The organism is Acinetobacter sp. 10FS3-1, from assembly GCF_013343215.1.
In the GTDB taxonomy this organism is placed as follows: domain Bacteria; phylum Pseudomonadota; class Gammaproteobacteria; order Pseudomonadales; family Moraxellaceae; genus Acinetobacter; species Acinetobacter lwoffii_C.
Map to the genome: position 1 here is coordinate 573790 of NZ_CP039143.1, position 25270 is coordinate 599059.

Sequence of the window (25270 nt, forward strand, 5' to 3'; positions counted from 1 at the left end):
ATCATGAGTTCAATCGTCGCAATCAAAGGTTTTAATGACATTCTCCCAGCGCAAACCCCGGCTTGGAGACGTCTTGAACAGCATCTATCAAGCTTGATGGATACGTATGGCTATCAACAAATCCGTTTGCCGATGGTTGAGCAGACCAATCTGTTCAAGCGTTCTATTGGTGATGCCACGGATATTGTTGAAAAAGAAATGTACACCTTTTTGGACAAGGGAAATCCGCCTGAGTCATTGACCTTGCGTCCTGAAGGAACAGCAGGTTGTGTCCGTGCCATGCTGGAGCATAACCTGTTGCGCGGTGCAGCACCGCGTGTATGGTACATTGGACCGATGTTCCGCTATGAAAAACCGCAAAAAGGCCGTTACCGCCAGTTCCATCAGTTTGGAGTGGAAACCTTTGGTGTAGCTACCCCAGATATAGATGCCGAACTGATCCTGATGACAGCGCGTTTATGGAAACGTATGGGGGTAGCTGACAAGGTTCAGCTGGAACTGAATACGCTGGGTGAATCGGATGAGCGGGCAGCATATCGCGCCGCACTGGTGGAATTCCTTGATGCTCATAAAACCGATCTGGATGAAGATTCACAGCGCCGTTTAAGTACAAATCCGCTGCGTATTCTGGATTCTAAAGATGCCAAGACCCAGTCAATTCTGGAAAATGCACCAAAATTGCACGACTTTATGGGTGAAGACACGCTGGCGCATTTTAATCAGCTACAGCAGTATTTGACTGAAGCCGGTATCAGCTTTGTGATTAATCAAAAGCTGGTACGTGGTCTGGACTATTATAATAAGACAGTCTTTGAATGGACCACAACGCATTTGGGTTCACAAGGTACAGTATGTGCCGGTGGCCGTTATGATGGTCTGGTTGGTCAGTTGAAAGGCAAGGCAGACCAGTCTGTCCCAGCAGTCGGTTTTGCGATGGGTATAGAGCGTTTATTGCTTCTGCTGGAGCAAGTTGAAGACAATACGCCAACACGTGACTGTGAAGTATTTCTGGTCGCTGATCCGGCCTCCCAGGGCAAAGCGTTGGTGCTGGCTGAACAGATCCGTGATCAGCTTGAAGCCACAGGCAGTGCGATTCGCTTAAAGGTGGGCTCACAAGGCTCAATGAAATCGCAAATGAAAAAGGCAGATCAGGCGGGTGCCTTATATGCAGCGATCGTCGGTGAGCGTGAGCTGGAAGCTCAGAGCTTTACAGTCAAGGAGTTGTCAACTGCCGAGCAGACGAATGTGCCATTTGCTGAATTTGTTGCATTTTTCAGTATTAAAATTTCTTCAAAATAATCGATAAAACATTAGGAAAAGGGTAATCACATGAGCGCAATGAGTGATGATGATCAACTTGAAAGTTTGAAATCCTTTACGAAAAAGTATGGTTCTTCAATCATTACCGGGATTTTGATTGCGTTGATTGCCTTTTTCGGATGGGAATACTGGCAGAAGAAAAACCTGGCAGAAGCACAAATGCAGACTGCTAAGGTGCAGCAGTTGATGGATGACGCGCAAGCCCAGGATGGCGATGCATTTGCCAAGCTGTCTGAAACAGCGGACAAAATTGTCAAAGATGCTCCGGATTCTGCTCAGGCCATCCAGACCCAGCTGGTGATGGCAAAACTGGCTTATGATAAAGAGGATTATGCTGCCGCTGAAAAGGCCTTGCAGAAAGTTGAAAACTCGAAGGTCAAGGATGCAGGTCTGATTCAGGTGGTGAAATTGCGTCTGGCCTATGCACAGCTGGCTCAGAAAAAATATGATGCTGCGCTTAAAACATTAGATGCAGTGACTGAACCGGCATTCAAGGCAACTGCGGATGAAGTGCGTGGTGATATTTATGTTGCCAAAAATGATATTGAAAATGCTAAAAAAGTATATCAAAGTGCATGGGATGCATTAATGGAACGCAAAGAAGAACGTCAAATTTTACAAATGAAACTTGAAAGCGTAGGCGTGCTGGTTGATGATCCTGAGATTGAACGCCCAATTATAGAAACACAAGTGGACGAAACTGAATGAATAGAACATATAAAATCACCTGTGCCTTGACAGTTTTGACCCTTGCACTTGCGGGCTGTGCGGGTAAAACCAATAAAGCCCCAGAAGTTAAACCGAATCCATTGCCTAAATTGACTCAGGCCAAAACGTTGGTTCCGGTGTTTTCGACCAATGTTTCTGCCACTGAAGCAGCAGATCCTTTGCGTCTGCGTCTGGGTGCAGACCAGGGGCTGATTTTTGCAATTGACCCTAAGGGTGAAGTGAGTGCATTTAATGGCAAGCAACGTGTCTGGCAGAAAAAAGTAGCGCAAGATTCTCTGAGTGCAGGTGTAGAAGCCGCTGACGGAATTGTGGTGGTAGGCACGAACAAAGGTAAGCTCCTGGCCCTGGACCAGAAAACAGGTGAGCAAAAGTGGACTGCCCAGTTGACGGGTGCCATTTTAGCACCATCGCTGATTCATGCGGGACGTGTCATTACGGTAAGTAATGATGGTACGGTGTATGCGCATGAAGCCACCACTGGGACACAGGTATGGACCTATAACCTGCCGAATGTACAGTTCAGCTTACGTGGTATGGCTGCTCCTGTGCCTCTGGATGCACGTAATATCCTGATTGCCTCTGCTAATGCCTATATTTATGTCATCGACGCGATCAGTGGTGTGCCGAAAATGCAGCGCCGTGTCGCTGTGTCGGATGGGCGTTCAGATATCCAGCGTCTGGTGGATATTGATGGTGAACCTGTGGTGGCTGGACAGTTTGTCGTGACCACCAGCTATCAGGGCCAGGTGACGGTACTGGATCTGGCCTCACAGCAGGTGGTCTGGAGTGAAGATGCCAGTAGTATTCAACGTCCGGAAGTGGTCGGAAATGGTGTATTTGTGGCACAAAGCAATGGTAAAATCAGTGCCTATGAAATTACCACCGGCCAACCGCTTTGGGAAAATGACCAGTTGTTGAATCGTCAGCTGAGTAACCCGGTGATGCTGGGGAATGAGCTGGTGGTAGGTGATCTGGAGGGTGTATTGCATCTGATCGATCCACGTAATGGACAGATTGTCGGTCGTGCCAAAACTTCAGGGGAAGTCCGTACTTTGCGTGTGATTGACAATCAACTCTATGTGTCGACACGTAAGGGTGCATTGAGCATCTGGCAGAATCGTTAATTTTACTTGCCTTATGTTAAACTAGGCGCAACCGTATTTTTGAACCGCGGGGCGATTGAAAACTCAATGCCCCGTGTTTTTATTTCGGGTATTTACCCGCTATCTTCCTATACTTTCTGATGTGCAGGCCTCTATAGACTGCCTGATATTGAATAAAGGTTAATCTATGAAACCCGTAATTGCGCTCATTGGTCGTCCGAACGTCGGAAAATCAACCCTGTTTAACCAGATTACCAAGAGCCGTGACGCATTGGTGGCAGACTTTGCCGGCCTGACCCGCGACCGTAAATATGGCGATGCCGTCTACCAGAATAAGTCATTTATTGTGGTGGATACCGGCGGTATTGGTGAAAATGAAGGGGGCATCGACTCCTACATGGCGGAGCAGTCCAAAACCGCCATTCATGAAGCTGACATGATCATTTTTGTGGTCGATGCACGTGCCGGGCTGCTGGCTTCTGATGAACAGATTGCTCGTGAATTGCGTACCCTTGGCAAAAAAGTCTTTCTTGTCGCCAACAAAGTAGATGGCGTACATGCAGAAGCCGCGCTGGTAGAATTTTATAAGCTTGGAATGGGTGAGCCTTTACAGGTAGCTGCCAGCCATGGCCGCGGTGTGCAGCAGATGTTAGAAGATGTGCTTGCGGATGTGCCTGAAGATGAAAACCCGGAAGAACATGACAAGAATACCGGGCTGCGCCTGGCGATTATTGGCCGTCCAAACGTGGGTAAATCTACACTGGTAAACCGCCTGCTGGGTGAAGAACGTGTGGTTGCATTTGACCAGCCGGGAACCACCCGTGACTCGATCTATATTCCTTTTGAGCGTGACGGCCGTCAGTACACCCTGATTGATACCGCCGGGGTACGCCGTAAAGGTAAAGTGGATGAAATGATCGAGAAATTCTCCATCGTGAAAACTTTGCAGGCGATGAAAGATGCGCATGTGGTGGTGATTGTGGTGGATGCGCGTGACGGGATTGTGGAGCAGGACCTGCACCTGATCGGTTATGCGCTGGAAGCTGGCCGCGCCATGGTAATTGCGATCAACAAATGGGACAACATGTCTGAATATGATCGCAAGCAATGTAAGCTGGATGTCGAGCGCCGCTTTGACTTTATTCCTTGGGCGAAAATTCACCTGATTTCGGCCCTGCATGGTACTGGTGTGGGCGAGATGTATCCTTCGATTCATCGTGCCTATGATTCTTCTCATCTGAAAGTATCACCGGCCAAATTGACCCAAATCCTGAATGATGCAACCGATGCGCATCAGCCGCCAACGGTACAGGGCCGCCGAATCAAGATGCGTTATGCGCACATGGGCGGACAAAACCCGCCGACGATCGTGATTCACGGTAACAAGGTGGATAAAACGCCTGCGGATTACCGTCGTTATCTGGAAAACGTCTTCCGTAAAGTGTACAAACTTGAAGGGACACCAGTAAAAATCGAGTTTAAAACCTCGGAAAACCCGTTTGAAGGTCGTAAGTCACAGATAGACGAACGTACTGCTGCGCGCCGCCGTCGTTATGTACAGAAATTCAAGAAAGCAGAGAAGAAATTTAAACGTGGTTAATCGCCATATTTAAATGTAAAAAGCCTGCGAAAGCAGGCTTTTTTATTTGTTCCTGTTTTAGATTGAACATTTTTTTGCTTTTTGATAAATACGGATATTTTCAAGATTAGCTAAAGCTACGTCAGCATCGGCTTGAGAGGCAGCAATATTATTTTGATTGTTATTGCCAGTAAAAGCATTGGTGATTTCAGTTGCGCGTGCAACTGTTTGAGACTGGCCTGCAAACGCAGAGAGTGCACCACTTGCAATGCCTGCCAATTTAGAAACAGGATTATTAGCTTGATTGAGGGCATGTTGACTTGCTTCTAAGCTGCGTTCAAAACTGCGCGCTTCTACCGCCAAATCGGTACAATCTAAACCTTTTAAGTATGTGGTTGAGTAGACACCGTTATTTTGATTTGAAGCATGATTATAATTAGAAGCATAAGCACGGTCTGCACGTGCAACAGCAGTATTCGCCTGCAAACGGCTGCGCTCCATATTGGCTTCAGCCTGATCCATGATTGCGCCGTTTCTAGCTCCCATAACTGCTGTAGCAGCTTCTAACCAAGAGCTAGCTTGGGTTGAAAATGATAGTGTAATAATTGCAGTGCTAAGTATGATTCGCTTAAACATATGACCCTCTGTTTTTCTATGTATAAAATTGTAGCTGAATTGTAACGGGTTTTTATGCGATTAAAAATAGCTTTAAAGCTCATGTGTTATTTTAATTAATCACTACATTTTATTGTTTTACTTAAGTTTTATTAAAGTATATTTTCGGGTATTCCTGACTCTTGGTCAGAGAGGCAATTAGTTTGATTTATACTTTAAGCTCTAAATGCAACATTTTTATAAGGGCAACTATTTTTGAAGTCTATTATTCATATTAATTGGATCGCACTGGCACCAAGACTTAGACATTTACAGGGCCTGGATCGTAAAAACTATATTCAGCAGCGTAAACAATGGATTTATGGCTATCGTAACCAGTTGCTCTCCACACAGTTGGGTTGCGTGATTGATCAGCAGGATTTCAGCCTGGCCGAATACGGCAAACCTTATCTCCATACTCATCCAGATTTCAGCTTTAATCATAGTCATAGCCGAAATTTCTATGCTCTGGCAACCAGTCATCAGGTTCAGAACTTAGGGGTTGATATTGAAGATCTCGACCGAAAGGTTCGTTTCGAAGCCTTGGCACAACACGCTTTTCATCCTGAAGAACTCAGGCAATGGCAGGAGCTGAGTTATGATCCAGAGTACTGGTTCAAGGTCTGGACCACGAAAGAAGCTGTCTTGAAGGCTTCAGGATTGGGGATTCGGATAAATTTAAATGAGTTGAATACCCAAGTCTATCCGGAGCAAAATGGTGGGCGCTGCGAACATCCAGATATAGGAATGTATGCTTATCAAAATTATGTTCTCGTGGGCTGCATGCTTAGCGTGGCTTGGCAAAGTGAGCAGTCATGCAAGGGTTTTAAATTTCCAGTTATTCAGATTCATCCAGGTGTCTAAAAGCATATTCACTATTTTTTTATTTTTTGGCAAGCCATAGATTACTGATCCGGTTGACGAACTGGGGACTTATTTGGGAGAGATGGAACAAGAACCGGCTTTTAAACCCGACGGGATGGTGGGTTACTTGCCAGATGGAATCTTTGAGCTGCGCGAGTTTAAGAATATCCTGCGCCACATCTTCTGCTTTCAAATGCACGCCTATTTTTTTGATGCTTTCCGCCTGCATATCTTTGACCATCGCGGTACTTACGAAAAGTGGCATCACATCCAAGACTCGAATCCCATAAGGTTGCCATTCAATATCCAGGCTTTCAGTCAGGCCGCGTACTGCAAACTTGCTGGTCGCATATGAAGCCAAATCAGCCTGACCATAAATCGCAGATGCTGAGGATAAATTGATGATCCGGGCGAAAGAGGACTGTTTTAAATAGGGAAAAGCGGCATGACAGCCATTGAGAGTGCCTTTGATATTAATATCCAAGGTTCGATGATGTGATGGAATGGGGGTATTTTCAAAAGGACCTGAATATAAAATACCGGCATTATTGACCAGGATATTAATCTCACCGGCCCAGGCTGCGAACTCACTCAAAGCTGCTTCCCAGCCAGCATAATCTGTTACATCAATAAAGCCGGCCTTGGCATGTTCACCGAGTTGCTGGGCCAGTTGTTCTGCCTGCTCCACGTTAATGTCATAAATACCGACTTTGTAGCCGTGCTGGTAAAACAGGGCAGCTGTCGCGGCACCAATTCCTTGTGCAGCACCACTAATCAATATACTGTGCATGTGCTTGATCTCCTTATTGTCTTTTTTTTTGAGCATAGCAAGAAATAGGCAGAATAAAGCGGCTATTTGGTAAAGATGAGGTGTTAAAAAGTGGAACAATTACTCCAGATCATGCGTGAGTTACGTGAAAAATGCCCCTGGGATCAGCAACAGACTCCCGAATCTCTAACCCGATATGCGATAGAAGAAGCGTATGAAGTAGAGGCAGCGGTACGTTCTGCTAATGTTGAAGATGTGCGGGATGAACTTGGAGATCTGCTGTTACAGGTGGTATTTCAGGCACAAATGTACAGCGAGCAGGGTGCTTTCGATTTTCAGGACGTGGTGCAGGCGATTAGCGATAAACTGATTCGTCGTCATCCGCATGTGTTTCAGGCCGAGCAGTTTGCACAGCTGAGCCCTGAAGATGTGTCAGTATTATGGAAGAAAATTAAGCAGACAGAAAAGCAGGGCAAACCCCGTTCACGCCTGGATCAAGTCAAGCATGCGCCAGCATTGCAGCAGGCCGACGAGATTCAGCGGAATGTAGCCAAAATTGGTTTTGATTTTCCTGATGTGGCAGGTGCGTATGGCAAGCTGGAAGAAGAATTAAGCGAACTCAAGCAGGCCATAGCTGCACAGAATTCCGATGAAATACAGGAAGAATTTGGCGACTGCTTATTCTCATTGGTGAATATCGGCCGTAAACTTGGAGTTTCAAGCGAAATGGCATTATTGGGAACGATCCATAAGTTCCGGACTCGCTTTGCCTTGATGGAAGATCAGGCCGACAAACAACAATTAAACCTGGAAAGTCTGTCACTGGCTGAGTTGGATCAGCTCTGGGAGCAGGCCAAGTTAGAATTAAAAAAAAGGGCTGCTCATGAACACCTTACAACCTCGAACAGGTCTGACATGGATTAGTTTTCTTCTGCTCGGCTGCTGGCTTGGTTGTCTGTCAATTGCGACTACTGCTCAAGCAGCGGGAACAAATGGAACAAATTATACGGAATGGAAAACCCGGCAGCAGCAACAGGATGCGCGTCTACAACAGAAAGTAGCGATCTCTCCTGCTTCTGAAAGTGATTACTATCTGGCCAAGCCTGCTTTATCAGTCACTTCGGCTGTCGATAAAATTAGCCTGAACAGGGCAAATGTGGAGCAGTTACAGCAGTTGCATGGGATTGGACAGAAGAAAGCGCAAGCGATTGTTGAATATCGGCAGAAAAACGGTAAATTTAAAACGATTGAAGATATTCAGCTGGTCAAGGGAATCGGGCCAGCTTTATTTGCCAAAAACAAGGCTAGACTGGGGCTGTAAGCAGACTGAAGAGACGATGAATTGCCAATCAATCTGAATGCTAAGAATGAGATAATCAAATTGCCCTTTAGCGGTGTAAGCGATATGATTAGCGTCATCTTAAAAATTTACGTTCAGACGTAGGAGACAGCGTCTTTTGCAAACTTTGCACGCGTCAAAATGTGGTTTATCAACCGCTCAATTACCTTCTTATATTCTCGATGTGATTGATGCCTTAACCAAGGCAGGCTATGAAGCTTATATTGTAGGGGGGGGTGTCCGGGATCTGATGCTGGGTTTAAACCCCAAAGATTTCGATGCTGTCACCAATGCCACACCCGCTCAGGTCAAAGAGGTATTCGGACGGCGTTGTCGGATTATCGGACGACGTTTCGAGCTGGCGCATGTCTATTCCGGCCGTGAACTGGTGGAAGTAGCGACCTTTCGTGCGCCGCCTAAAAAAGCAGTTACCTCTGCTGCGGGCATGATCCTGCGTGACAATAACTGGGGCACCATCGAACAGGATTTTGCCCGCCGTGATTTTTCTATTAATGCACTGTATTATCAGCCGCGCAAAGCAATTGTGCTGGACTTCTGTCATGCAGTAGAGGACATCAAAAGTAAAACCTTGCGTTTGCTCGGTGATCCGACATTAAGATTTGAGGAAGATCCGGTCAGGATGCTGCGCACTTTACGTTTTGCAGCCAAACTGAATTTCAATATTGATGAGGCCATTCTGGATATTTTTACGCCGGAAATGACCCAGCTGTTACGTGACGTTTCTCCGCACCGTCTATATGACGAGTCACAGAAACTCTTTACTATGGGGCATTTGAACCGGGTATTGCCGATGCTGATTGATTTTGGTATCTGGCGTCAGTTATTTGCTGATCTCCAGCCTGATATTACGCCGTTTATTGAGCGTGCAGCAAAAAATACAGATCAGCGTATTTCAATTGGTAAAACCATCAATCCCGCTTTCTTTTATGCGGTATTGCTATGGCAGCCATTTTTAGAGCGCTGTGAGTTTTATCTTTCCCGCGGTGTGGTGGCAGCTGAAGCACGTGCCCAAGCGGGGCTGGATGTACTGAAGCGTCAGGCCACGCGCACGGTCATTCCACGTTTTGCTGAAACCTTTATTCGTGAAGTCTGGGAAATGCAAACCCGTCTGCTGAATCCAAAACCACAGCAAATTGATGCTTTGTCAGGACATGCGCGTTTCCGTGCCGGCTTTGACTTCCTGCTGCTACGTGAAAAATCGGGCGATGCAACGGCACAAGGGATGGGCACCTGGTGGGATGAATACCAGCAAATGAATGGTGATGAAAAAGAGCGCGCCATTGCCCAATATAACCGTCAGCGTGCCAGAAACCGTCGTAAGGTTTCTCAGGAAGAGCATCTGGAGCAGCGTCTAGTGGCTCAGGAAATGACTGAAATCGAACCGTTGGTGAATGAGCCGGAGCCGCGCAACCGTCGTGTACGTAAAGCCAAATATGAGGCCGAGCGTAAATCCGTTTCCCAGCTAACTGCCAGTGGCGAAATTGGTGCAGATCACCCGATTACCAAACGTAAACGTGTACAGCGTGACTTAAGCCAGGTTATTTTTGGGCCAACACAATGACAGTCAGCTATATCGGTTTGGGAAGCAACCTTGGCGATTCACGCCAGATTTTAGCAGAAGCCGTATACAAGCTGGCCAGCCTGGGGGCGGTCAAAGCGTCGCATTTATATCAAAGCCCGCCCATGGGTCCACAGGACCAGCCGAACTATTACAATGCTGTGGTGCAACTGGTCACAGACCTTGCAGCGCTGGACTTGCTGGATCAGCTGCAGGCCTTTGAGCAGGAAGCAGGCCGGGTGCGTTTACGACACTGGGGCGAGCGTACGCTGGATCTGGACTTGCTGATTTATGGCGATGAACAGATTCAGCATGAGCGTTTGATTGTGCCGCATGTGGGAGTGCTGGAGCGCGACTTCGTGCTGCTGCCTCTGCTGGATATTGATCCTGAATTACAGCTCAATGGACATATATTAAAAGACCTTGACATCGTTAAGCACTCAGCCTTGACGGTCTTCGATCGCACCAACTGGGCAAATATTTAATTTTGAAATAATTGGCAGTTCGAGAGAACTTCAAAAATAGAGGAGTATCTTCATGATCAGTCTCAGTGATTTAAGACGATATAAGGCTGAAGGACGTAAATTTTCTTGCCTGACTTGTTATGATGCAAGTATGGCTAAAGCCATGGAAATTGCCGCAGTCGACAGTATTCTGATTGGTGATTCCTTAGGTATGTCCATTCAGGGTCGCGACTCAACACTGCCTGTGACTGTAGAAGATATGGCCTATCATACGGCAGCGGTACGCCGTGGCAATCAGCATGCTTTGATTATGACCGATCTGCCATTTATGAGTTATGCCACTTTAAATGATGCCTTGCAAAGCTCGAAAACTGTAATGCAGGCTGGTGCGCAAATGGTCAAGATGGAAGGTGGCGCATGGCTGTCGGAAACGGTTCAGGTATTGACCCGTAACGGTATTCCGGTGTGTGTCCACCTGGGCTTAACACCGCAGTCGGTGCATGTCTTTGGCGGTTATAAATTACAGGCACGTACCCGTGCAGCCGCAGATCAGTTAATTGCAGATTGCAAGGCGGTGGTTGAGGCGGGTGCTGCACTACTTTTACTGGAGTGTGTACCTGCGCAACTGGGTCAGGAAATTACTGAGCTGTTCCCGCATGTTCCGGTCATTGGAATCGGGGCAGGGTCAGCGACCGATGGCCAGGTACTGGTGGTACAGGATATGCTGGGCTTGACCTTTGGTCATACTGCAAAATTTGTACGTAACTTTATGCAAGAGCAATCGGGTGCAACTGCCATTCTGGATGCATTCAAAGCCTATCATGCGGCAGTATTGGATGGCTCATTCCCGGCACCTGAACAAACATTCCAAGTCGAGTTGTAACATGAAAACAGAAACAACCATCCAAGGTTTATCAGCTTCACTGAATCCTGCACGTTCGGCACGTAAAATGATTGGCTTTGTACCGACCATGGGTAATCTGCATCAGGGGCATCTGAATCTGGTACGTGAAGCACGTAAGCTATGTGATGTCGTTGTGGTCAGTGTTTTCGTTAATCCGATCCAGTTCGGACCGAATGAAGACTTTGATAGCTATCCACGTACCCTGGAGCAGGATCAGCAGCTCCTGGCGGAAGCCGGTTGTGACATCGTATTTGCTCCAAGCGTGGAGCAGATGTATGGTAACAAGCCACGGTTGACCAATATCAGTGTAGCTGAGATCACCAATGACCTGTGCGGTTTGCAACGTCCAGGCCACTTTGATGGTGTTGCTGTTGTCGTGACAAAATTGTTTAATATTGTTCAGCCAAACTATGCGTTCTTTGGGCAAAAAGATTATCAGCAACTGGCTGTGATCCGTCAGTTTGTCCAGGATCTGAATATTCCTCTGGAAGTGATTGGTGTACCGATTGCACGGGCGGAAGATGGTTTGGCACTCAGTTCACGAAATGGATATTTAAGTGAGCAGGAGCGTGCAACTGCACCGGTGATTTTCCAGAGTCTGCAAGCCGCTGAGCAGCAGTTACATGCTGGCCAAACGCTGGAACAAGTATTGAGAGGCATTCGTGAAACGCTGACCGATGCCGGACTTGTAGTCGACTATGTGGAAGCACGTAGCCTGGAGCTACAGAAAATTCAGACGTTTAATCAAGATGTGGTGATATTGGTGGCAGTAAAACTCGGTACCACACGTTTGATCGATAACTTGCAGGTCAAGTACGCAGTTGGCTAGGATGAAAGGATGGTAGGGCATGAAGCGCATTTTAATTGTCACGGGGCAATCTGGTTCAGGTAAGTCATCTGCTTTGCAGGTACTGGAAGATCTGGGTTATTACTGTATTGATAACTTGCCTTTGGCCTTACTTCCTGAGATTGTAGCAAAACTGGACAATGACAATAATCTGGAATTGCTGGCACTCGGGGTCGATGTGCGCAGTACCCGGGCGGATCTGGAAGAGTTTAATCATGTGTTTGAGCAGCTACAGCAGCATGGCTCGGTCGATATCATCTATTTGACCACACAGGATCAGGAGTTGATCGCCCGCTTTAGTGCTTCACGTCGTCCACATCCTCTGGCTGCACGTTTTAAAAGCCTGAATCAGTGTATACAGGAAGAAAAAATCCTGCTGATGCCGATTCAGCTGCGCTCTACCGTGCACATTGATACCACCGATAAAAGTGTGCATGACCTGAAGCATACGTTATTGTCCCGACTGGGACAGACCGATCAGCTGATTTTGATCTTACAATCCTTTGGTTATAAGCACGGGATTCCTCTGGATGCCGATTATGTCTTCGATGTACGGCATTTGCCTAATCCACACTGGGAAATTGAACTTCGCAAGTTTTCAGGCCTGGATCAGCCGGTGCAGGAGTTTTTGCAAAAAAGCGCTCAAGTCGAAGATATGTTTCAGGATATTTATCATTTTCTGGACAAGTGGCTGCCGACCTTTGCTGAAGGACATCGTCATTATATAACGGTGTCTATTGGTTGTACCGGCGGGCAGCATCGTTCTGTTTATATTGTGGATAGACTAAAAAAAGCGCTTGAGGCAAAATGGTCTATTCAAGTCCTCCACCGAGAAATGAAGCACTGGTCATGATTGATACGACTGTTGACGTGATTAATAAACTGGGTTTACATGCGCGTGCATCTGGTAAACTGATTGAAGTAACGACCAAGTTTCGTTCCAGTATCCAGATTGGAAAGGCGAACAAACTGGTAGATGCGAAAAATATCATGTCCCTGTTGATGCTCGGTGCAGGCAAGGGAACCACTTTACGCTTGGTGATTGAAGGCGCAGATGAGGACATGGCCTTATCTGAAATTCAGGCACTTTTTGCAGCAAAATTTTATGAGGCAGATTAATCGTGGCACGTCGACCGCACAGTTTTACTGAAGAAGACTTTGAATCTTTAGAAGGACGTGCAAGTAAAACTGAACAGAAAAAAGCCGTCCAGCGGATGGCTGCTTTGGGCGCACAGCTGGCTGAGCTCAGTGTAAAGCAGATCAAAAATCTGCCTGTAGAAGAGCGTCTGATTGATGCCTTGCTGGATGTACAGAGCATCGGCTCCAATGAGGCACGCCGTCGCCAGTTTCAACGGATTGGCAAACTGCTGCGTAATGAAGATGAAAGCATAATTTTGTCTTATTTAACCCCAAAACAGGGTTTAAAGAAGACCGCTCAGCTGCAACGCTGGGTCGAACGCATGATCAAAGATGGTGATCCGGTCATTAATGACTTTAGCAAAACTTATAATGCAGCAGAGCGTCATACCATTCGCCAGCATGTTTTGCGGATTCACCGCGATTTGAAAGCTCAGGCTGATGAAGCGACTCTAGCCGAGTCAAAGCAGAAGCTATTCAACTATGTGCAGCAGGTGGCATTGATCTCGGATAACTAGTTTCTTATCAAAAAGCGGCTTTAGTAGCCGCTTTTTTTTATGGTTAAACATCCCTTCCAATTTTTCTAGAAGCTAACGCTAGATTTCGGTTAATTGTAAACTAATGTAGTTTTTGTAGTAGAAACGTGGATTATCTTATTGCCTAAGTTGCATTCTTCTGGAGGTTTTAGGGAGCATTATTTAAGTATTATTAAATAAAAAGAAAGGCTCTCGTTGTTATAAATTCAACCTGTTACTCAATTTTTGAGCTCTAAATAACAGGATTTAGAGGGGTGAAACATCATTCATTTCTTTGACCAGTTGTTAAAACAATCTTATTTACTGTAGTTCATCAATATGGAGGAAATATAGAGAAAAGATGAACTTATTAAGGTAATTAATATTGTCTTCACTATATTGTATATAAAGTTATACTTACTTGAAGCTCTTCTTAATATTCGTAGGTCGCTGTTTTAATAAAGAAATGTATCTCAATAGAAATTAATTAACAATTTCTTTGCTTATGATGGAAGTTTTTCTACTTTAGAAAGTATAGAATCTTTGTTATTGCTTGTATAAATTTGGTCTATCGTATTAATTTTTCCACTAACTATCATAAATAGAGGCAGACATGGAACTAAAACTGCTAGAGGTCGGACAGAATACGGAGCAACTAAGCTCGTGCCGTATATCTCTCATTTTAGGTGTCTATACCTCCAATAACTTATTAGATACCTTTTGTAAGATTTCCCGAAGGATTTTAGGCGTTAAAACCAGTATTCTGGGCTTTCATGGTGAACCCTATATCTGGTACAGCTGTGCACAGGGTTTTCGTGCCCTGCACGCACTTCAAGAGCAAGAGCTACCCTTTAAAGAAGCAGATGTGGTGACCCAGTTGCATCCTGATTACGCCGAGCTTTCCCAGTATGTTAAAAATCTTGGAGTCGCTCATCAGCGCTTGGTGGCTTTCAATCTTAAAGAAGCTGCCAATTCCTCTTTAGGGCAAGTGGTTTTCTTTGATGATGAAGCTGCGCCTTTCGATCCTGAAGACGTGGCCACAGTCAAACAGTTGGCAGAGAGTCTGGTGGGCCGGATTCGCCTGAGTGCAGAATATGATGAGTTGAAAGAGTTGCATGAACAGCAATGTGCGTTGAATTTCAGTAAGACCAAATTCTTTCAGATTATCGCCCATGACCTGCGAGCGCCATTCCATGGCTTGCTGGGTTTTTCAGAAGTCCTGTCGCAAGAGCGCGATACTCTGGATGAGGCCAGTGCACAGAATATTGCTGACTATTTATATGACACGGCTCAATCGACTTATAATCTGCTTGAGAGCCTGTTAACCTGGGCGATGGCTGAGGGCGGACGCTTTGTTTATCATCCAATTAATTATGAGCTGAAGCAGTCCAGTAAAATTGTCTGTGACGTGCTAAAGAGCCTGGCTTTGAAAAAGAATATTGAGCTTATCGATAATATTCCGGAAAGTATCAAAGTCCATGCCGACATTAATATGATCACCTCGGTATTACAGAACCTGGTATCCAATGCCCTTAAATTTACTCCGGTAAATCAAGGCGGGCAGGTGATTCTGGAGGCTGAGATGGAGGGTGAGCAAGTCAAGATTACGGTTCAGGATACAGGTCTGGGTATGACTGACGAGCAGATACAAAATCTGTTCAAGCCGAATCTGGTTGTCACGGTCAAGGGAACGAGCGAAGAGAAAGGTGCCGGTCTGGGGCTGGTGCTGTGTAAACGTTTTATTGACCTGAATCAGGGGCAGATCAGAGTAGAGTCAAGAGAAGGTCACGGCACCACTTTTACTGTACATTTGCCGAAAGTGATTAATGAACACCAGGCTTTGGTGATTGAAGATCGGCAGTTAGAAAAATCCTGAAAATAGGTCAGTTTCCGCCTAAAATATTCCCCCTGAGATCGAACTCCTGCTATAACTAAACAAAAAGTTTCAGGGGAAGAATGGAGCGATGAACGCCGTCCAGTTGCAGAAAACCTTAAGAGCCAGCCAATATGCTGAGCAGGTACTGGCCAAGCATCAGGCCAGCTTAGAGCAGGATTATGCGGTTGATCAGTTTCAGGGTTTCCTGAGTAGAACCGAGATTGATCATTTGATTCAGGCTGCTGTCGGGCAAATACAGGATGAAGCTGAATGGATGCGCGCCTTGCGTCTGCTCCGTGCTCGCTTGATGTTCCGCTGGATCTGGCAGGATGCCAATCAACTCACCCATGTGGTTCAGCTCACCCGCGAACTCTCCGATTTTGCTGATGCTGCCATTTGTGTCGCCAAAGATTTTGCACGTATTTCGCTGGTTGCCAAATATGGTGAACCGATCGGGTATAACGGCAAGGTGCAGGACCTGATTGTCATCGCCATGGGGAAATTGGGGGCACAAGAACTTAATCTTTCTAGTGATATTGATCTGGTTTTCGCCTTTGATGAACAGGGTGAAAGCAATGGGCGTAAATGCATTGATGTGCAGCAATTTTGTATTCTGTGGGGGCAAAAACTTATTCATCTGCTGGACCAGATTACAGCCGATGGTTTTGTCTTTCGGGTGGATATGCGCCTGCGTCCTTGGGGGGAGGGTTCTGCATTGGCCATTAGTCATGTCGCCTTGGAAAAATACCTGAGTCAGCATGGCCGTGAATGGGAGCGTTATGCCTGGATTAAAGCACGTATTGTCAATCCGAGTCCGGAAGGTGATGAACTGCTGGACATGACCCGTCCTTTTGTGTTCCGTAAATACGTCGATTACAGCGCATTTGAAGCCATGCGTGAAATGAAAGCCATGATCGAGCGTGAAGTACAGCGCCGGAATATTGAAGATGATATCAAGCTCGGTGCCGGTGGTATTCGCGAAGTCGAATTTATTGTGCAGGTATTTCAGTTGATTTATGGCGGCGCCAAACTGGAACTGCAAGACCGTCAGTGCCTGGTAAACCTAAACCATCTGGATGATGCGGAGTTGCTGGATGAGCAGGCAGTGGCTGATCTGGAAGATGCCTATCTGTTCCTGCGTCGGGTGGAGCACGCCATTCAAGCCTTGAATGACCAGCAAACCCAGTGTCTGCCGGTTGAGCCGGATTTGCGCCAGCGTTTGGTCGATACCTTGGGTTTTGCAGACTGGTCTGAATTTATGCATGTTCTGGATCAGAAACGTGCCAAGGTCACCTATCAGTTTGAGCATCTGATTAAGGAAACCGGGCCAGATCCTGAAATCAAAAGTTTTGCCCAACTCGAACAGCGACTTGATGAAGTATTGGATGACTCCGCCAAAAATTTGGTGCATGAATTCTGGTATGGACATGCCTTAAAAAAATTACCTGCCAAGGCCACTCAGCGTCTTAAAACCTTTTGGCCTTATCTGATCGAAGCGATTCTGAAATCAGATAAACCGAAAACTGCATTGGTCCGGCTGATGCCGCTGGTCGAATCTGTGATGCGTCGTACCGTCTATCTGGTGATGCTCATCGAGAGTAAAGGCGCTTTACAGCGACTGGTTAAAATGGCAACGGTCAGTCCGTGGATTTGTGAAGAACTTACCCATTATCCGGTCTTGCTGGATGAGTTTCTATCTATGGATTTTGAACTGCCTAAACGTCAAGATCTGGAGGATTCTTTACGCCAGCAATTGCTGCGTATTGAATTGGACCAGATTGAAGACCAGATGCGTGTACTGCGCCTGTTTAAAAAATCCAATGTACTAGCGGTGGCCGCCAGTGATGTATTGGCGGAAAGTCCACTGATGAAAGTCTCCGATGCCCTCACGGATATTGCGGAAGTATCGGTGAATGCTGCCTTACAGCTGGCCTATCAGATTACCGTGAAAAAACATGGTTTCCCGCTAGATGCGGAAGGCCAGCGTTGTACCTTAGATCATATGGCTTTTACCGTGATTGGTTATGGTAAGGTCGGCGGGATTGAACTCGGTTATGGCTCGGATCTGGATCTGGTGTTTATTCACTATATGGATGAACAGGCTGATACCAACGGGCTAAAACCAATCAGTGGTTTTAAATTTGCGATGCGTGTAGCGCAAAAGTTTATGTCATTGATGACGACACAGACCTTGGATGGCCGCGTCTATGAAGTCGATACCCGTTTACGTCCATCTGGCGAAGCAGGCCTGCTGGTCACCAGCCTGAAAGCCTTTGAGCATTATCAGCTGAAAAGTGCCTGGTTGTGGGAACATCAGGCGCTGGTGCGTGCGCGCAGTATTGCCGGTGAGCGTTGCCTTCGGGACAAGTTTGAGCAGCTACGCTGCCGGATTCTGACCCAGCCGCGTGAACAGGCACATGTACGTGCCGAAGTACTGAAGATGCGCCAGAAAATGAAAGACCATCTCGGTTCATCCAACGAGCAAAAAAAAGATGGAATTTTTCATTTAAAACAAGATGCAGGTGGTATCGTTGATATCGAATTTATGGCACAGTATGCGGTATTGGCTTGGAGTGGGACGAATAAAGATCTCGCCCATTACTCCGACAATGTAAGAATCCTTGAGGATGCCGCAAAGACAGGTTGCTTATCCAGCAACGATGCGACTGCTCTGATTCAAGCTTATCTCCGTGAACGCGCAGAGAGCCACCGCTTAGCCCTTGCAAATCAATCCATGCAAGTATCTGCAAGCGACTGGCACGATACCCGAATGACCGTTTGCAAGTTATGGCAAAGACTGATTGATCCAGCTGCAGCATTTGCGCTGGAGAGTGAATAATTGTGAAAAATTGGAGTTTGTGGCATGAATTTGGCTGATCGTGATGGTTTTATTTGGCAAGATGGACAACTGGTTGACTGGCGTGAGGCAAAAACTCACGTATTAACACATACCCTACATTACAGTATGGGGGTGTTTGAAGGTGTCCGTGCTTATGAAACCCCGAATGGAACGGCTATTTTCCGTCTAAAAGAACACACCAAACGTTTATTGAATTCTGCCAAAATCTATCAAATGAAAGTTCCATTTGATCAGGCAGCATTAGAACAAGCTCAAATTGATGTTGTTCGTGAAAATAAATTAGCATCTTGCTATTTACGTCCAATTATTTTTATTGGCTCTGAAAAGCTGGGTATTGCGGCAACAGACAATACTATTCATGCTGTGGTTGCAGCGTGGAGCTGGGGTGCTTATCTGGGCGAAGAGGCGATGGCGAAGGGGATTCGTGTGAAAACTTCTTCATTTACTCACCATCATCCAAACGTGACCATGTGTAAGGCGAAAGCTTCTGGTAACTATACCCTGTCTATCCTGGCTCATCAGGAAGTTGCGCATTCGGGTTATGACGAAGCAATGCTGCTTGATCCACAAGGTTATGTATGCCAAGGTTCAGGCGAAAACGTCTTCCTGGTACGTGATGGCGTCATCCATACGCCTGATATTGCCGGTGGTGCACTGGATGGGATTACCCGTCAAACCATTATTACTATTGCCAAGGATCTGGGTTATGAAGTGGTAGAGCGCCGTATTACCCGGGATGAGTTCTATATTGCTGATGAAGCATTCTTTACCGGTACTGCGGCTGAAGTAACACCAATCCGTGAATATGATGACCGTCAAATTGGTGAAGGTGTCCGTGGTCCGATTACCACTCAAATCCAGAAAGCCTATTTTGATGCAGTTCAGGGCAGAGATCCTAAATATGCACACTGGTTAACTTATGTGAAATAAGATACTCAGTAATAAAAAAGGACTCATTCGAGTCCTTTTTTATTACTTGAAGAATTTATTAAATCTGATAAAAATCCCGATACCAGTCCACAAATTGCTTCACCCCATCGTCAACAGAAACAGAAGGTTTGTAACCTACACTTTGTTCAAGAGCAGAACTGTCGGCTAAAGTATCAGGCACATCCCCTTCCTGTAAGGGAAGCATTTCGATTAGGGCTTTTTTGCCAACAGAGTTTTCAATAGCTCGTATAAAGTCAATTAATTGTACGGGTGTACTATTGCCAATATTAAAAATCCGGAATGGTGCATTACTGGTTGATGGATCTGGATGATTGCTATCCCAAGTTAGGTTAGGCTCAGCAATTTGGTCACTGGAACGGATTACACCCTCAGCAATATCCTCGACAAAAGTAAAGTCACGGGTATGGTTGCCGTGGTTAAAGACTTGAATCGATTTGCCTTCTATAATGTTTTTGGTAAATTTAAAAGGTGCCATATCTGGGCGCCCCCAAGGACCATAGACAGTAAAGAAGCGTAAGCCTGTAGTTGGCAGTTTGAATAAATGGCTATAACTATGAGCCATCAACTCATTGGCGCGTTTGGTTGCTGCATAGAACTGAATGGGATGATTCACGCCCTGCTCTTCACTAAACGGCATTGTGGTGTTGGCCCCGTAAACACTACTTGTGCTCGCATAGGTCAGATGGGGTGTCTTGGCATAGCGGCAGGCTTCAATAATATGGGTAAAACCGACAATATTACTTTCGACATAACTCATCGGATTTTCAAGAGAATAACGCACACCTGCCTGTGCAGCCAGATGAATCACCCGGTCAAACTGGTGTTCCTGAAAACATCGATCCACTGCTGTCTTGTCTGCTAAATTGGCATGAATGAAATTAAACTGCCCTGTACTTTGCTCAGCTGTTGTAACCAAGTGGTCTACACGGGCCTGTTTTAAAGCAGGATCATAGTAGTCATTCATATTATCGAAACCGACTACATCATCACCACGTTCAAGCAGCTTTTTGGAGACGTGAAAGCCGATAAAACCCGCTGCTCCAGTTACAAGGACTTTCATTCATCACCTCCAAAAATATCACGGGTATACACTTTTTCTTCAACATCACTGAGATCTGCTGAGCGACGGTTAGCAATGATGACATTTGCTTGTTGTTTAAAAGTATTGAGATCGGTCACTACTTTAGATTTAAAAAACTCAGTTTCTTTTAGGCTGGGTTCATAAATAATGATTTCAATGCCTTTGGCTTTCAGTCGTTTCATCACACCTTGAATGGCTGAAGCACGGAAATTATCTGAACCACTTTTCATAACCAAACGATAGATACCCACTACAGATGGGTTTTTGGCAAGAATTGAATCGGCAATAAAATCTTTACGCGTACGGTTAGAGTCGACAATTGCCTGAATCAGATTGCTTGGAACCTGATGATAATTGGCCAGTAGTTGCTTGGTATCTTTTGGTAGACAGTAGCCACCATAACCAAAAGAGGGATTGTTATAATGATTGCCAATACGTTGATCTAAACATACCCCTTCAATAATCTGGCGGGTATCAAGATCAAAGGTTTGTGCATAGGTATCCAGTTCATTAAAATAAGCAACACGCATCGCCAAGTAAGTATTGGCAAATAACTTGATCGCTTCGGCTTCGGTAGAATCAGTAAACAGGATTGGGCTGTCTTTTTTAATAGCGCCTTCAATCAGCATGTCAGCAAATAACTCAGCACGTTCTGATTTTTCTCCGACAATAATCCGTGAGGGATATAGATTGTCATGCAGTGCTTTGCCTTCACGTAAAAATTCTGGAGAGAAGATAATATTGTCGGTATCAAACTTTTCTTTTACTGCTTTGGTAAAACCGACCGGCACGGTAGATTTGATAATCATCACGGCTTGAGGATTAATCTTAATTACATCACCAATGATACTTTCAACACTTTGAGTATTGAAGTAATTAGTCTTGGTATCGTAATCCGTCGGTGTGGCAATAATGACAAAGTCGGCATGCTGATAAGCTTCAGCTTTGTCGGTGGTTGCACGGAAATTGAGTTGCTTTTCTATCAAGAATTTAGAAATATCTTCATCCTGAATTGGAGAGATTTTTTGGTTTAACATCTCGACTTTGCTGTCAATAATATCCAATGCAATAACTTCATGATGTTGTGAGAAGATCATGGCATTGGAAAGGCCGACGTAACCGGTACCTGCAACTGCTATTTTCATATCAACCTGGTTTGTATTCTTTATTTAAGGAGCTTATCTATAACCTGATAAAGGTTGGCGAAAGCGATATTGCATCATATCACAAAGTATTTTTAGTGTTATGAAAGCATTAAAAGCAATATGATAACTTTGCTTTAGAGGTGGTATTATATGAGGTAGAATGCTGGCGGAAGATGAATACATGCAGGACAAGGTAAACGACTCACTCTCCAATCAGGCTCCAATGCAGTCTGAACAGAATATAGTGCTGTGCATGAAGTGGGGCACGAAATATGGGGCAGAGTATGTTAATCGTCTCTATAATATGGTTAAACGTCATACGACGGTTGACTTCAAAATGGTCTGTCTGACTGATCGTACTGAGGGCATTGATCCAGCTGTTGAATGTTTTCCTATTCCACCATTAGCTTTACCACCCGGTAGTCCTGAACGTGGCTGGAATAAACTTTCGACCTTTGAACCAGATTTATACGGGCTACAAGGTAATGCCTTATTCTTAGATCTAGACGTGGTCATTGTTGATAATATTGATGAGTTTTTTACATACCCCGGTGATTTTTTAATTATTCATGACTGGAAGCGGCCGTGGCGGATTACCGGAAACAGTTCTGTTTACCGTTTTAAACTGGGAGCTTTTCCAGGGCTTTTACCTTATTTTCGCGAAAACTTTGAAGAAATTCGAAAAAAATTTCGTAATGAACAGGCTTATCTGTCTTGGTATGTCGATCGTGAAGGCCAGCAGACTTATTGGCCAGATAGTTGGTGTAAAAGTTATAAATATCATTGTCTACAAAAGATTCCGATGGCTTATTTCAAGCCGCCAGTGAAGCCTGAAGGTGCCAAAATTATTATTTTTCATGGGGAAATCAATCCACCGGAGGCTATTAATGGTGGAGGCGGCAAATGGTATCGCTATGTATTGCCTTCACAGTGGATTAAAGATGCATGGCAATAATCCAGTACGCTCAAGACTGATTTTTTAAAGTGATCAAGCAAATGCAGAACATTGATATCGTGATTGCCTGGGTAGATGGTAATGATATTGAATTGAAAAAAAAGCGCCATAAGTATTTGACTGGTGAAGATGCGTCGGATGCGATTAGTGATACCCGTTTTGCCAGTAATAATGAAATTTATTACAATGTTGCCTCAATCCTGAAATATGTGCCTTTTTATCGCAATATTTTAATTGTGACCGATAACCAGCGACCCGCGTTTATTGATGAGTTTGCAGCTCAAGGTCTGTGTTCAGCCGATAAAATCCGGATTGTGGATCATCGTGAAATTTTTAGTGGTTATGAGCAATATCTGCCTACTTTCAATACTCGGTCTATTGAAAGTATGCTCTGGAATATTGAAGGACTATCAGATTACTTTATTTATCTGAATGATGATTTCTTCTTTAACTCAACCGCTCATATTGAAGACTTTCTACAAGGTGAGCATTTGGTAATTTACGGTCATTGGCAGAATAAGCTGGCTTTAAAAACCAAGCTGAAATATCGCCAGTTTATGAATAAACAATTTGCTAAGCCTATTCAACCTAAACATATGATTGCACAAATGCTGGGTGCGGATATTTTAGGTTTTAACAAATTTTTTGAAATCCATCATTATCCACATATCGTTGATCGTCAGATTTTGAAAGATTACTTATTGTCGCATCCTCGATTACTGGAAACTCAGGTCAAGTTTAAGTTTCGTAGTGTGGAGCAACTTAATCCAATCTCACTGATGAATCATCTTAAAATTCAGAAGCAACAGGTTGAACTCAAGCCTGATATTGAATTGGCCTATCTAAAAAATGAAGATAGTCGCAATAATTTTATTCAGGCACTCGATTACCCTACTATTAAATATGGCTGCATTCAAAGCCTAGACCAGCTGGACGCTGCAGCTGCTCAACAGATCAATGTAGCAATGCAGCAGAAGCTGGCGGGCTATTTACCGAATTCAATTTTAGTTTAAAGGTTCATGATGAAAGTTGTTACATATCTCATTAATTTGGACGGAAGTCATGAACGACTAGCGCGAGCAACACAGCAGCTGAATCAAGTCCATTGGCCTTTTGAACGTTTTTCTGCAGTCGATGGGCGTGGAAAAGCTTTAACTGAGTTCGAAAACTACGATGCTCAGGGAGCAAATCAGACCCTTGGACGTAGTCTGATGAACTCAGAGTTGGGGTGTTATCTAAGTCATTATGGTTGTGCAGAGAAATTTTTAAGTACAGATGCGGACTATTTGGTGGTCCTAGAGGACGATATGAAGATCGATCCAGACTTTAAAGATAAGCTTGATGGTACGATTGAATATCTGGATCAACATAAAGAGCTGGATTGGTATTTGATTAATATTGCAGCCAAAAAGAAAAAATTGAGCAAAGATATTACAGAGATTGATGGCATGAGTTTGTGGCATGCATTTTATTTTCCTATTCGTGGTCTAGGTTTAGTCTGGTCACGTAAAGGCGCCGAGGCGTTTATGCAGGCCGGAAAAACCATGACTATGCCTGTTGATATATTCTTTCAAACCTGGCTTAGTAAAAATGGGAAAGGTTTAGGGGTATGGCCCGCTTTGGTTAGACCCGCAGGATTAGACAGTGATATTTTAGGGACTGTTGCAGCGCAAGGTATTTCTCGTAAAGAAAAAGAAGGGCGTGGACTTTCTCACGGTATCAAAAAACAAAAACGGATGTGGCGTGATCGTTGTTATGCACTGAAACATTTAGTGTCAGTGAAGTAAATGTAAGTTGTATGAAAAATATTGTAATTAGTTTAAAAAGTGCCACTGCTCGCCGTGAGCACATTGTGCAAGAGTTTGGTAAACAGAATATTGAATTTGAGTTTTTTGATGCACTAACACCTGATCTGGCTCGTCCTTTAGCTGAAAAAATGCAACTCAATATTCAGAATGAATTTTTAAGCCCGGGTGAATTAGCTTGCTTTATGAGCCATGTGTCGATTTGGCAAAAAATGGTAGATGAGCAAATTCCTTATATGGCTATCTTTGAAGATGATGTGTACTTAGGTGAGGCTGCTGCTGAATTATTAAACAACTCAGCCTGGATCAGTCCAAAGTGGGATATTATTAAGACTGAAGCCTTTGCAAATCAAGTCTTTCTAGGCAAAACCAAGTCAGAAATAGCACATGGGATGCGTCATATTGTTCAACTCACGGGGAAGAATTTAGGGACTGCAGGTTATATTTTGAGTCTTAAGGGTGCTCAAAAATACTTGCAGTATGTTGGACAGATTCAATTGATCCCGCTAGACCAAGTGATGTTCAATGAATTTATACGGCATCAATTTCATTCTGTGTATCAAATGACCCCCGCTTTATGTATACAAGAAATGATACTTTTTCCTGAAAAGAAAACGATTCTTTCTAGTGATTTGCTTGCTGAGCGGAAAGCCCGGATGAAAAAGCAAAAGAAAAAAGGTTGGGCAAAAGTTCAGCTGGAGATTTTACGTATATTGAAACAAGTAAAATATGCGTTAGTCGGTCAGCGTGTAGAGTTTAAATAAAAGTTGCTCTAGCAGTAAAGTTGAATATTT

Annotated in this window: 25 protein-coding genes; 21 read left to right on the forward strand and 4 right to left on the reverse strand. The window is 44.7% G+C overall.

All coding sequences use genetic code 11. From position 1 onward, the window contains the following. The first annotated feature begins 3 nt into the window (after positions 1-3). The 4 genes from hisS to der all read left to right on the forward strand — a co-directional run bounded on the left by hisS (position 4) and on the right by der (position 4752). Positions 4-1299, forward strand: coding sequence for a histidine--tRNA ligase (gene hisS, locus E5Y90_RS02665; RefSeq protein WP_174659330.1), 1296 nt, complete (start codon positions 4-6; stop codon positions 1297-1299). A 30-nt stretch (positions 1300-1329) separates the two neighbouring features. Further along, on the forward strand, positions 1330-2028 hold the full coding sequence (locus E5Y90_RS02670) for a YfgM family protein (protein ID WP_174659331.1): 699 nt from the start codon (positions 1330-1332) through the stop codon (positions 2026-2028). Then, a complete protein-coding gene (gene bamB / locus E5Y90_RS02675; RefSeq protein WP_174659332.1) occupies positions 2025-3173 on the forward strand; it encodes an outer membrane protein assembly factor BamB in 1149 nt (382 codons plus the stop codon). The genes E5Y90_RS02670 and bamB overlap by 4 nt, the downstream gene beginning before the upstream one ends. A 166-nt stretch (positions 3174-3339) precedes the next feature. Beyond that, complete coding sequence (gene der / locus E5Y90_RS02680; RefSeq protein ID WP_151204114.1) at positions 3340-4752, forward strand: ribosome biogenesis GTPase Der; 1413 nt, start codon at positions 3340-3342, stop codon at positions 4750-4752. Between the two features lie 57 nt (positions 4753-4809). Here the strand turns inward: der and E5Y90_RS02685 are convergent, their stop codons facing one another. Continuing rightward, a complete protein-coding gene (locus tag E5Y90_RS02685; protein WP_228723969.1) occupies positions 4810-5277 on the reverse strand; it encodes a hypothetical protein in 468 nt (155 codons plus the stop codon). Positions 5278-5601: 324 nt separating this feature from the next. Between E5Y90_RS02685 and E5Y90_RS02690 the strand changes: the two genes are divergently transcribed. After that, on the forward strand, positions 5602-6249 hold the full coding sequence (locus E5Y90_RS02690; RefSeq protein WP_174659333.1) for a 4'-phosphopantetheinyl transferase family protein: 648 nt from the start codon (positions 5602-5604) through the stop codon (positions 6247-6249). A 19-nt stretch (positions 6250-6268) separates the two neighbouring features. On the opposite strand, the gene E5Y90_RS02695 is transcribed toward E5Y90_RS02690, so the two are convergent. Next, a complete protein-coding gene (locus E5Y90_RS02695; RefSeq protein ID WP_151204117.1) occupies positions 6269-7039 on the reverse strand; it encodes an SDR family oxidoreductase in 771 nt (256 codons plus the stop codon). A 90-nt stretch (positions 7040-7129) separates the two neighbouring features. Between E5Y90_RS02695 and mazG the strand changes: the two genes are divergently transcribed. The 12 genes from mazG (at position 7130) to E5Y90_RS02755 (ending at position 19469) form a co-directional block, all read left to right on the forward strand. After that, the gene (gene mazG, locus E5Y90_RS02700) at positions 7130-7942 is read left to right on the forward strand and encodes a nucleoside triphosphate pyrophosphohydrolase (protein WP_174659334.1); all 813 of its coding nucleotides are present in this window, start codon (positions 7130-7132) and stop codon (positions 7940-7942) included. Then, on the forward strand, positions 7902-8339 hold the full coding sequence (locus E5Y90_RS02705; protein ID WP_174659335.1) for a ComEA family DNA-binding protein: 438 nt from the start codon (positions 7902-7904) through the stop codon (positions 8337-8339). Before mazG ends, E5Y90_RS02705 begins: the two co-directional genes overlap by 41 nt. Before the next feature lie 136 nt (positions 8340-8475). After that, the gene (gene pcnB / locus E5Y90_RS02710) at positions 8476-9939 is read left to right on the forward strand and encodes a polynucleotide adenylyltransferase PcnB (RefSeq protein ID WP_174659336.1); all 1464 of its coding nucleotides are present in this window, start codon (positions 8476-8478) and stop codon (positions 9937-9939) included. Further along, entirely contained in the window at positions 9936-10421 is a 486-nt protein-coding gene (gene folK / locus E5Y90_RS02715) for a 2-amino-4-hydroxy-6-hydroxymethyldihydropteridine diphosphokinase (protein WP_151207277.1), read from the forward strand. The genes pcnB and folK overlap by 4 nt, the downstream gene beginning before the upstream one ends. Positions 10422-10473: 52 nt before the next feature. Continuing rightward, entirely contained in the window at positions 10474-11283 is an 810-nt protein-coding gene (gene panB / locus E5Y90_RS02720) for a 3-methyl-2-oxobutanoate hydroxymethyltransferase (protein ID WP_151205375.1), read from the forward strand. A gap of 1 nt (position 11284) precedes the next feature. Continuing rightward, positions 11285-12133, forward strand: coding sequence for a pantoate--beta-alanine ligase (gene panC / locus E5Y90_RS02725; protein WP_151205374.1), 849 nt, complete (start codon positions 11285-11287; stop codon positions 12131-12133). A gap of 19 nt (positions 12134-12152) precedes the next feature. Beyond that, positions 12153-13004 carry an RNase adapter RapZ gene (gene rapZ, locus E5Y90_RS02730; protein WP_151205373.1) on the forward strand — a complete coding sequence of 284 codons (852 nt, stop codon included), beginning with the start codon at positions 12153-12155 and terminating at the stop codon, positions 13002-13004. Beyond that, complete coding sequence (locus E5Y90_RS02735; RefSeq protein WP_151205377.1) at positions 13001-13270, forward strand: HPr family phosphocarrier protein; 270 nt, start codon at positions 13001-13003, stop codon at positions 13268-13270. Before rapZ ends, E5Y90_RS02735 begins: the two co-directional genes overlap by 4 nt. A 2-nt stretch (positions 13271-13272) precedes the next feature. Beyond that, complete coding sequence (gene yjgA, locus E5Y90_RS02740; protein WP_151205372.1) at positions 13273-13806, forward strand: ribosome biogenesis factor YjgA; 534 nt, start codon at positions 13273-13275, stop codon at positions 13804-13806. 610 nt (positions 13807-14416) lie between these two features. Next, positions 14417-15679 (forward strand): sensor histidine kinase, encoded by a 1263-nt coding sequence (locus tag E5Y90_RS02745; protein WP_174659337.1) that lies wholly within the window; start codon positions 14417-14419, stop codon positions 15677-15679. An 88-nt stretch (positions 15680-15767) separates the two neighbouring features. Further along, entirely contained in the window at positions 15768-18518 is a 2751-nt protein-coding gene (gene glnE, locus E5Y90_RS02750; protein ID WP_174659338.1) for a bifunctional [glutamate--ammonia ligase]-adenylyl-L-tyrosine phosphorylase/[glutamate--ammonia-ligase] adenylyltransferase, read from the forward strand. A gap of 24 nt (positions 18519-18542) precedes the next feature. Then, positions 18543-19469 (forward strand): branched-chain amino acid transaminase, encoded by a 927-nt coding sequence (locus E5Y90_RS02755; RefSeq protein ID WP_151205078.1) that lies wholly within the window; start codon positions 18543-18545, stop codon positions 19467-19469. A gap of 58 nt (positions 19470-19527) precedes the next feature. Here the strand turns inward: E5Y90_RS02755 and E5Y90_RS02760 are convergent, their stop codons facing one another. Further along, positions 19528-20550: an NAD-dependent epimerase gene (locus E5Y90_RS02760; RefSeq protein WP_151205077.1), complete on the reverse strand. Its 1023-nt coding sequence runs from the start codon at positions 20548-20550 to the stop codon at positions 19528-19530. Next, positions 20547-21716: a nucleotide sugar dehydrogenase gene (locus E5Y90_RS02765; RefSeq protein WP_151205076.1), complete on the reverse strand. Its 1170-nt coding sequence runs from the start codon at positions 21714-21716 to the stop codon at positions 20547-20549. Before E5Y90_RS02765 ends, E5Y90_RS02760 begins: the two co-directional genes overlap by 4 nt. Positions 21717-21897: 181 nt before the next feature. Between E5Y90_RS02765 and E5Y90_RS02770 the strand changes: the two genes are divergently transcribed. From E5Y90_RS02770 to E5Y90_RS02785, 4 genes are read left to right on the forward strand one after another with little or no spacing between them, the layout of a single operon-like run. After that, positions 21898-22671, forward strand: coding sequence for a glycosyltransferase (locus E5Y90_RS02770; RefSeq protein WP_151205079.1), 774 nt, complete (start codon positions 21898-21900; stop codon positions 22669-22671). A gap of 41 nt (positions 22672-22712) precedes the next feature. After that, positions 22713-23684, forward strand: coding sequence for a Stealth CR1 domain-containing protein (locus E5Y90_RS02775; RefSeq protein WP_151205075.1), 972 nt, complete (start codon positions 22713-22715; stop codon positions 23682-23684). A 9-nt stretch (positions 23685-23693) separates the two neighbouring features. Beyond that, positions 23694-24458 (forward strand): glycosyltransferase family 25 protein, encoded by a 765-nt coding sequence (locus tag E5Y90_RS02780; RefSeq protein ID WP_151205074.1) that lies wholly within the window; start codon positions 23694-23696, stop codon positions 24456-24458. Between the two features lie 11 nt (positions 24459-24469). Continuing rightward, on the forward strand, positions 24470-25240 hold the full coding sequence (locus E5Y90_RS02785; protein ID WP_174659339.1) for a glycosyltransferase family 25 protein: 771 nt from the start codon (positions 24470-24472) through the stop codon (positions 25238-25240). Positions 25241-25270 lie beyond the last annotated feature (30 nt).

Bases quoted from the DNA above. Each gene is read 5' to 3' on its own strand.
- E5Y90_RS02770 (WP_151205079.1), top strand. From the start codon at position 21,898: ATGCAGGACAAGGTAAACGACTCACTCTCCAATCAGGCTCCAATGCAG.
- hisS (WP_174659330.1), top strand. From the start codon at position 4: ATGAGTTCAATCGTCGCAATCAAAGGTTTTAATGACATTCTCCCAGCG.
- E5Y90_RS02785 (WP_174659339.1), top strand. From the start codon at position 24,470: ATGAAAAATATTGTAATTAGTTTAAAAAGTGCCACTGCTCGCCGTGAG.
- bamB (WP_174659332.1), top strand. From the start codon at position 2,025: ATGAATAGAACATATAAAATCACCTGTGCCTTGACAGTTTTGACCCTT.
- folK (WP_151207277.1), top strand. From the start codon at position 9,936: ATGACAGTCAGCTATATCGGTTTGGGAAGCAACCTTGGCGATTCACGC.
- panC (WP_151205374.1), top strand. From the start codon at position 11,285: ATGAAAACAGAAACAACCATCCAAGGTTTATCAGCTTCACTGAATCCT.
- glnE (WP_174659338.1), top strand. From the start codon at position 15,768: ATGAACGCCGTCCAGTTGCAGAAAACCTTAAGAGCCAGCCAATATGCT.
- rapZ (WP_151205373.1), top strand. From the start codon at position 12,153: ATGAAGCGCATTTTAATTGTCACGGGGCAATCTGGTTCAGGTAAGTCA.
- E5Y90_RS02775 (WP_151205075.1), top strand. From the start codon at position 22,713: ATGCAGAACATTGATATCGTGATTGCCTGGGTAGATGGTAATGATATT.
- E5Y90_RS02745 (WP_174659337.1), top strand. From the start codon at position 14,417: ATGGAACTAAAACTGCTAGAGGTCGGACAGAATACGGAGCAACTAAGC.
- E5Y90_RS02670 (WP_174659331.1), top strand. From the start codon at position 1,330: ATGAGCGCAATGAGTGATGATGATCAACTTGAAAGTTTGAAATCCTTT.
- E5Y90_RS02685 (WP_228723969.1), bottom strand. From the start codon at position 5,277: ATGGGAGCTAGAAACGGCGCAATCATGGATCAGGCTGAAGCCAATATG.
- panB (WP_151205375.1), top strand. From the start codon at position 10,474: ATGATCAGTCTCAGTGATTTAAGACGATATAAGGCTGAAGGACGTAAA.
- E5Y90_RS02755 (WP_151205078.1), top strand. From the start codon at position 18,543: ATGAATTTGGCTGATCGTGATGGTTTTATTTGGCAAGATGGACAACTG.
- E5Y90_RS02695 (WP_151204117.1), bottom strand. From the start codon at position 7,039: ATGCACAGTATATTGATTAGTGGTGCTGCACAAGGAATTGGTGCCGCG.
- E5Y90_RS02780 (WP_151205074.1), top strand. From the start codon at position 23,694: ATGAAAGTTGTTACATATCTCATTAATTTGGACGGAAGTCATGAACGA.
- E5Y90_RS02705 (WP_174659335.1), top strand. From the start codon at position 7,902: ATGAACACCTTACAACCTCGAACAGGTCTGACATGGATTAGTTTTCTT.
- E5Y90_RS02735 (WP_151205377.1), top strand. From the start codon at position 13,001: ATGATTGATACGACTGTTGACGTGATTAATAAACTGGGTTTACATGCG.
- der (WP_151204114.1), top strand. From the start codon at position 3,340: ATGAAACCCGTAATTGCGCTCATTGGTCGTCCGAACGTCGGAAAATCA.
- E5Y90_RS02760 (WP_151205077.1), bottom strand. From the start codon at position 20,550: ATGAAAGTCCTTGTAACTGGAGCAGCGGGTTTTATCGGCTTTCACGTC.
- E5Y90_RS02765 (WP_151205076.1), bottom strand. From the start codon at position 21,716: ATGAAAATAGCAGTTGCAGGTACCGGTTACGTCGGCCTTTCCAATGCC.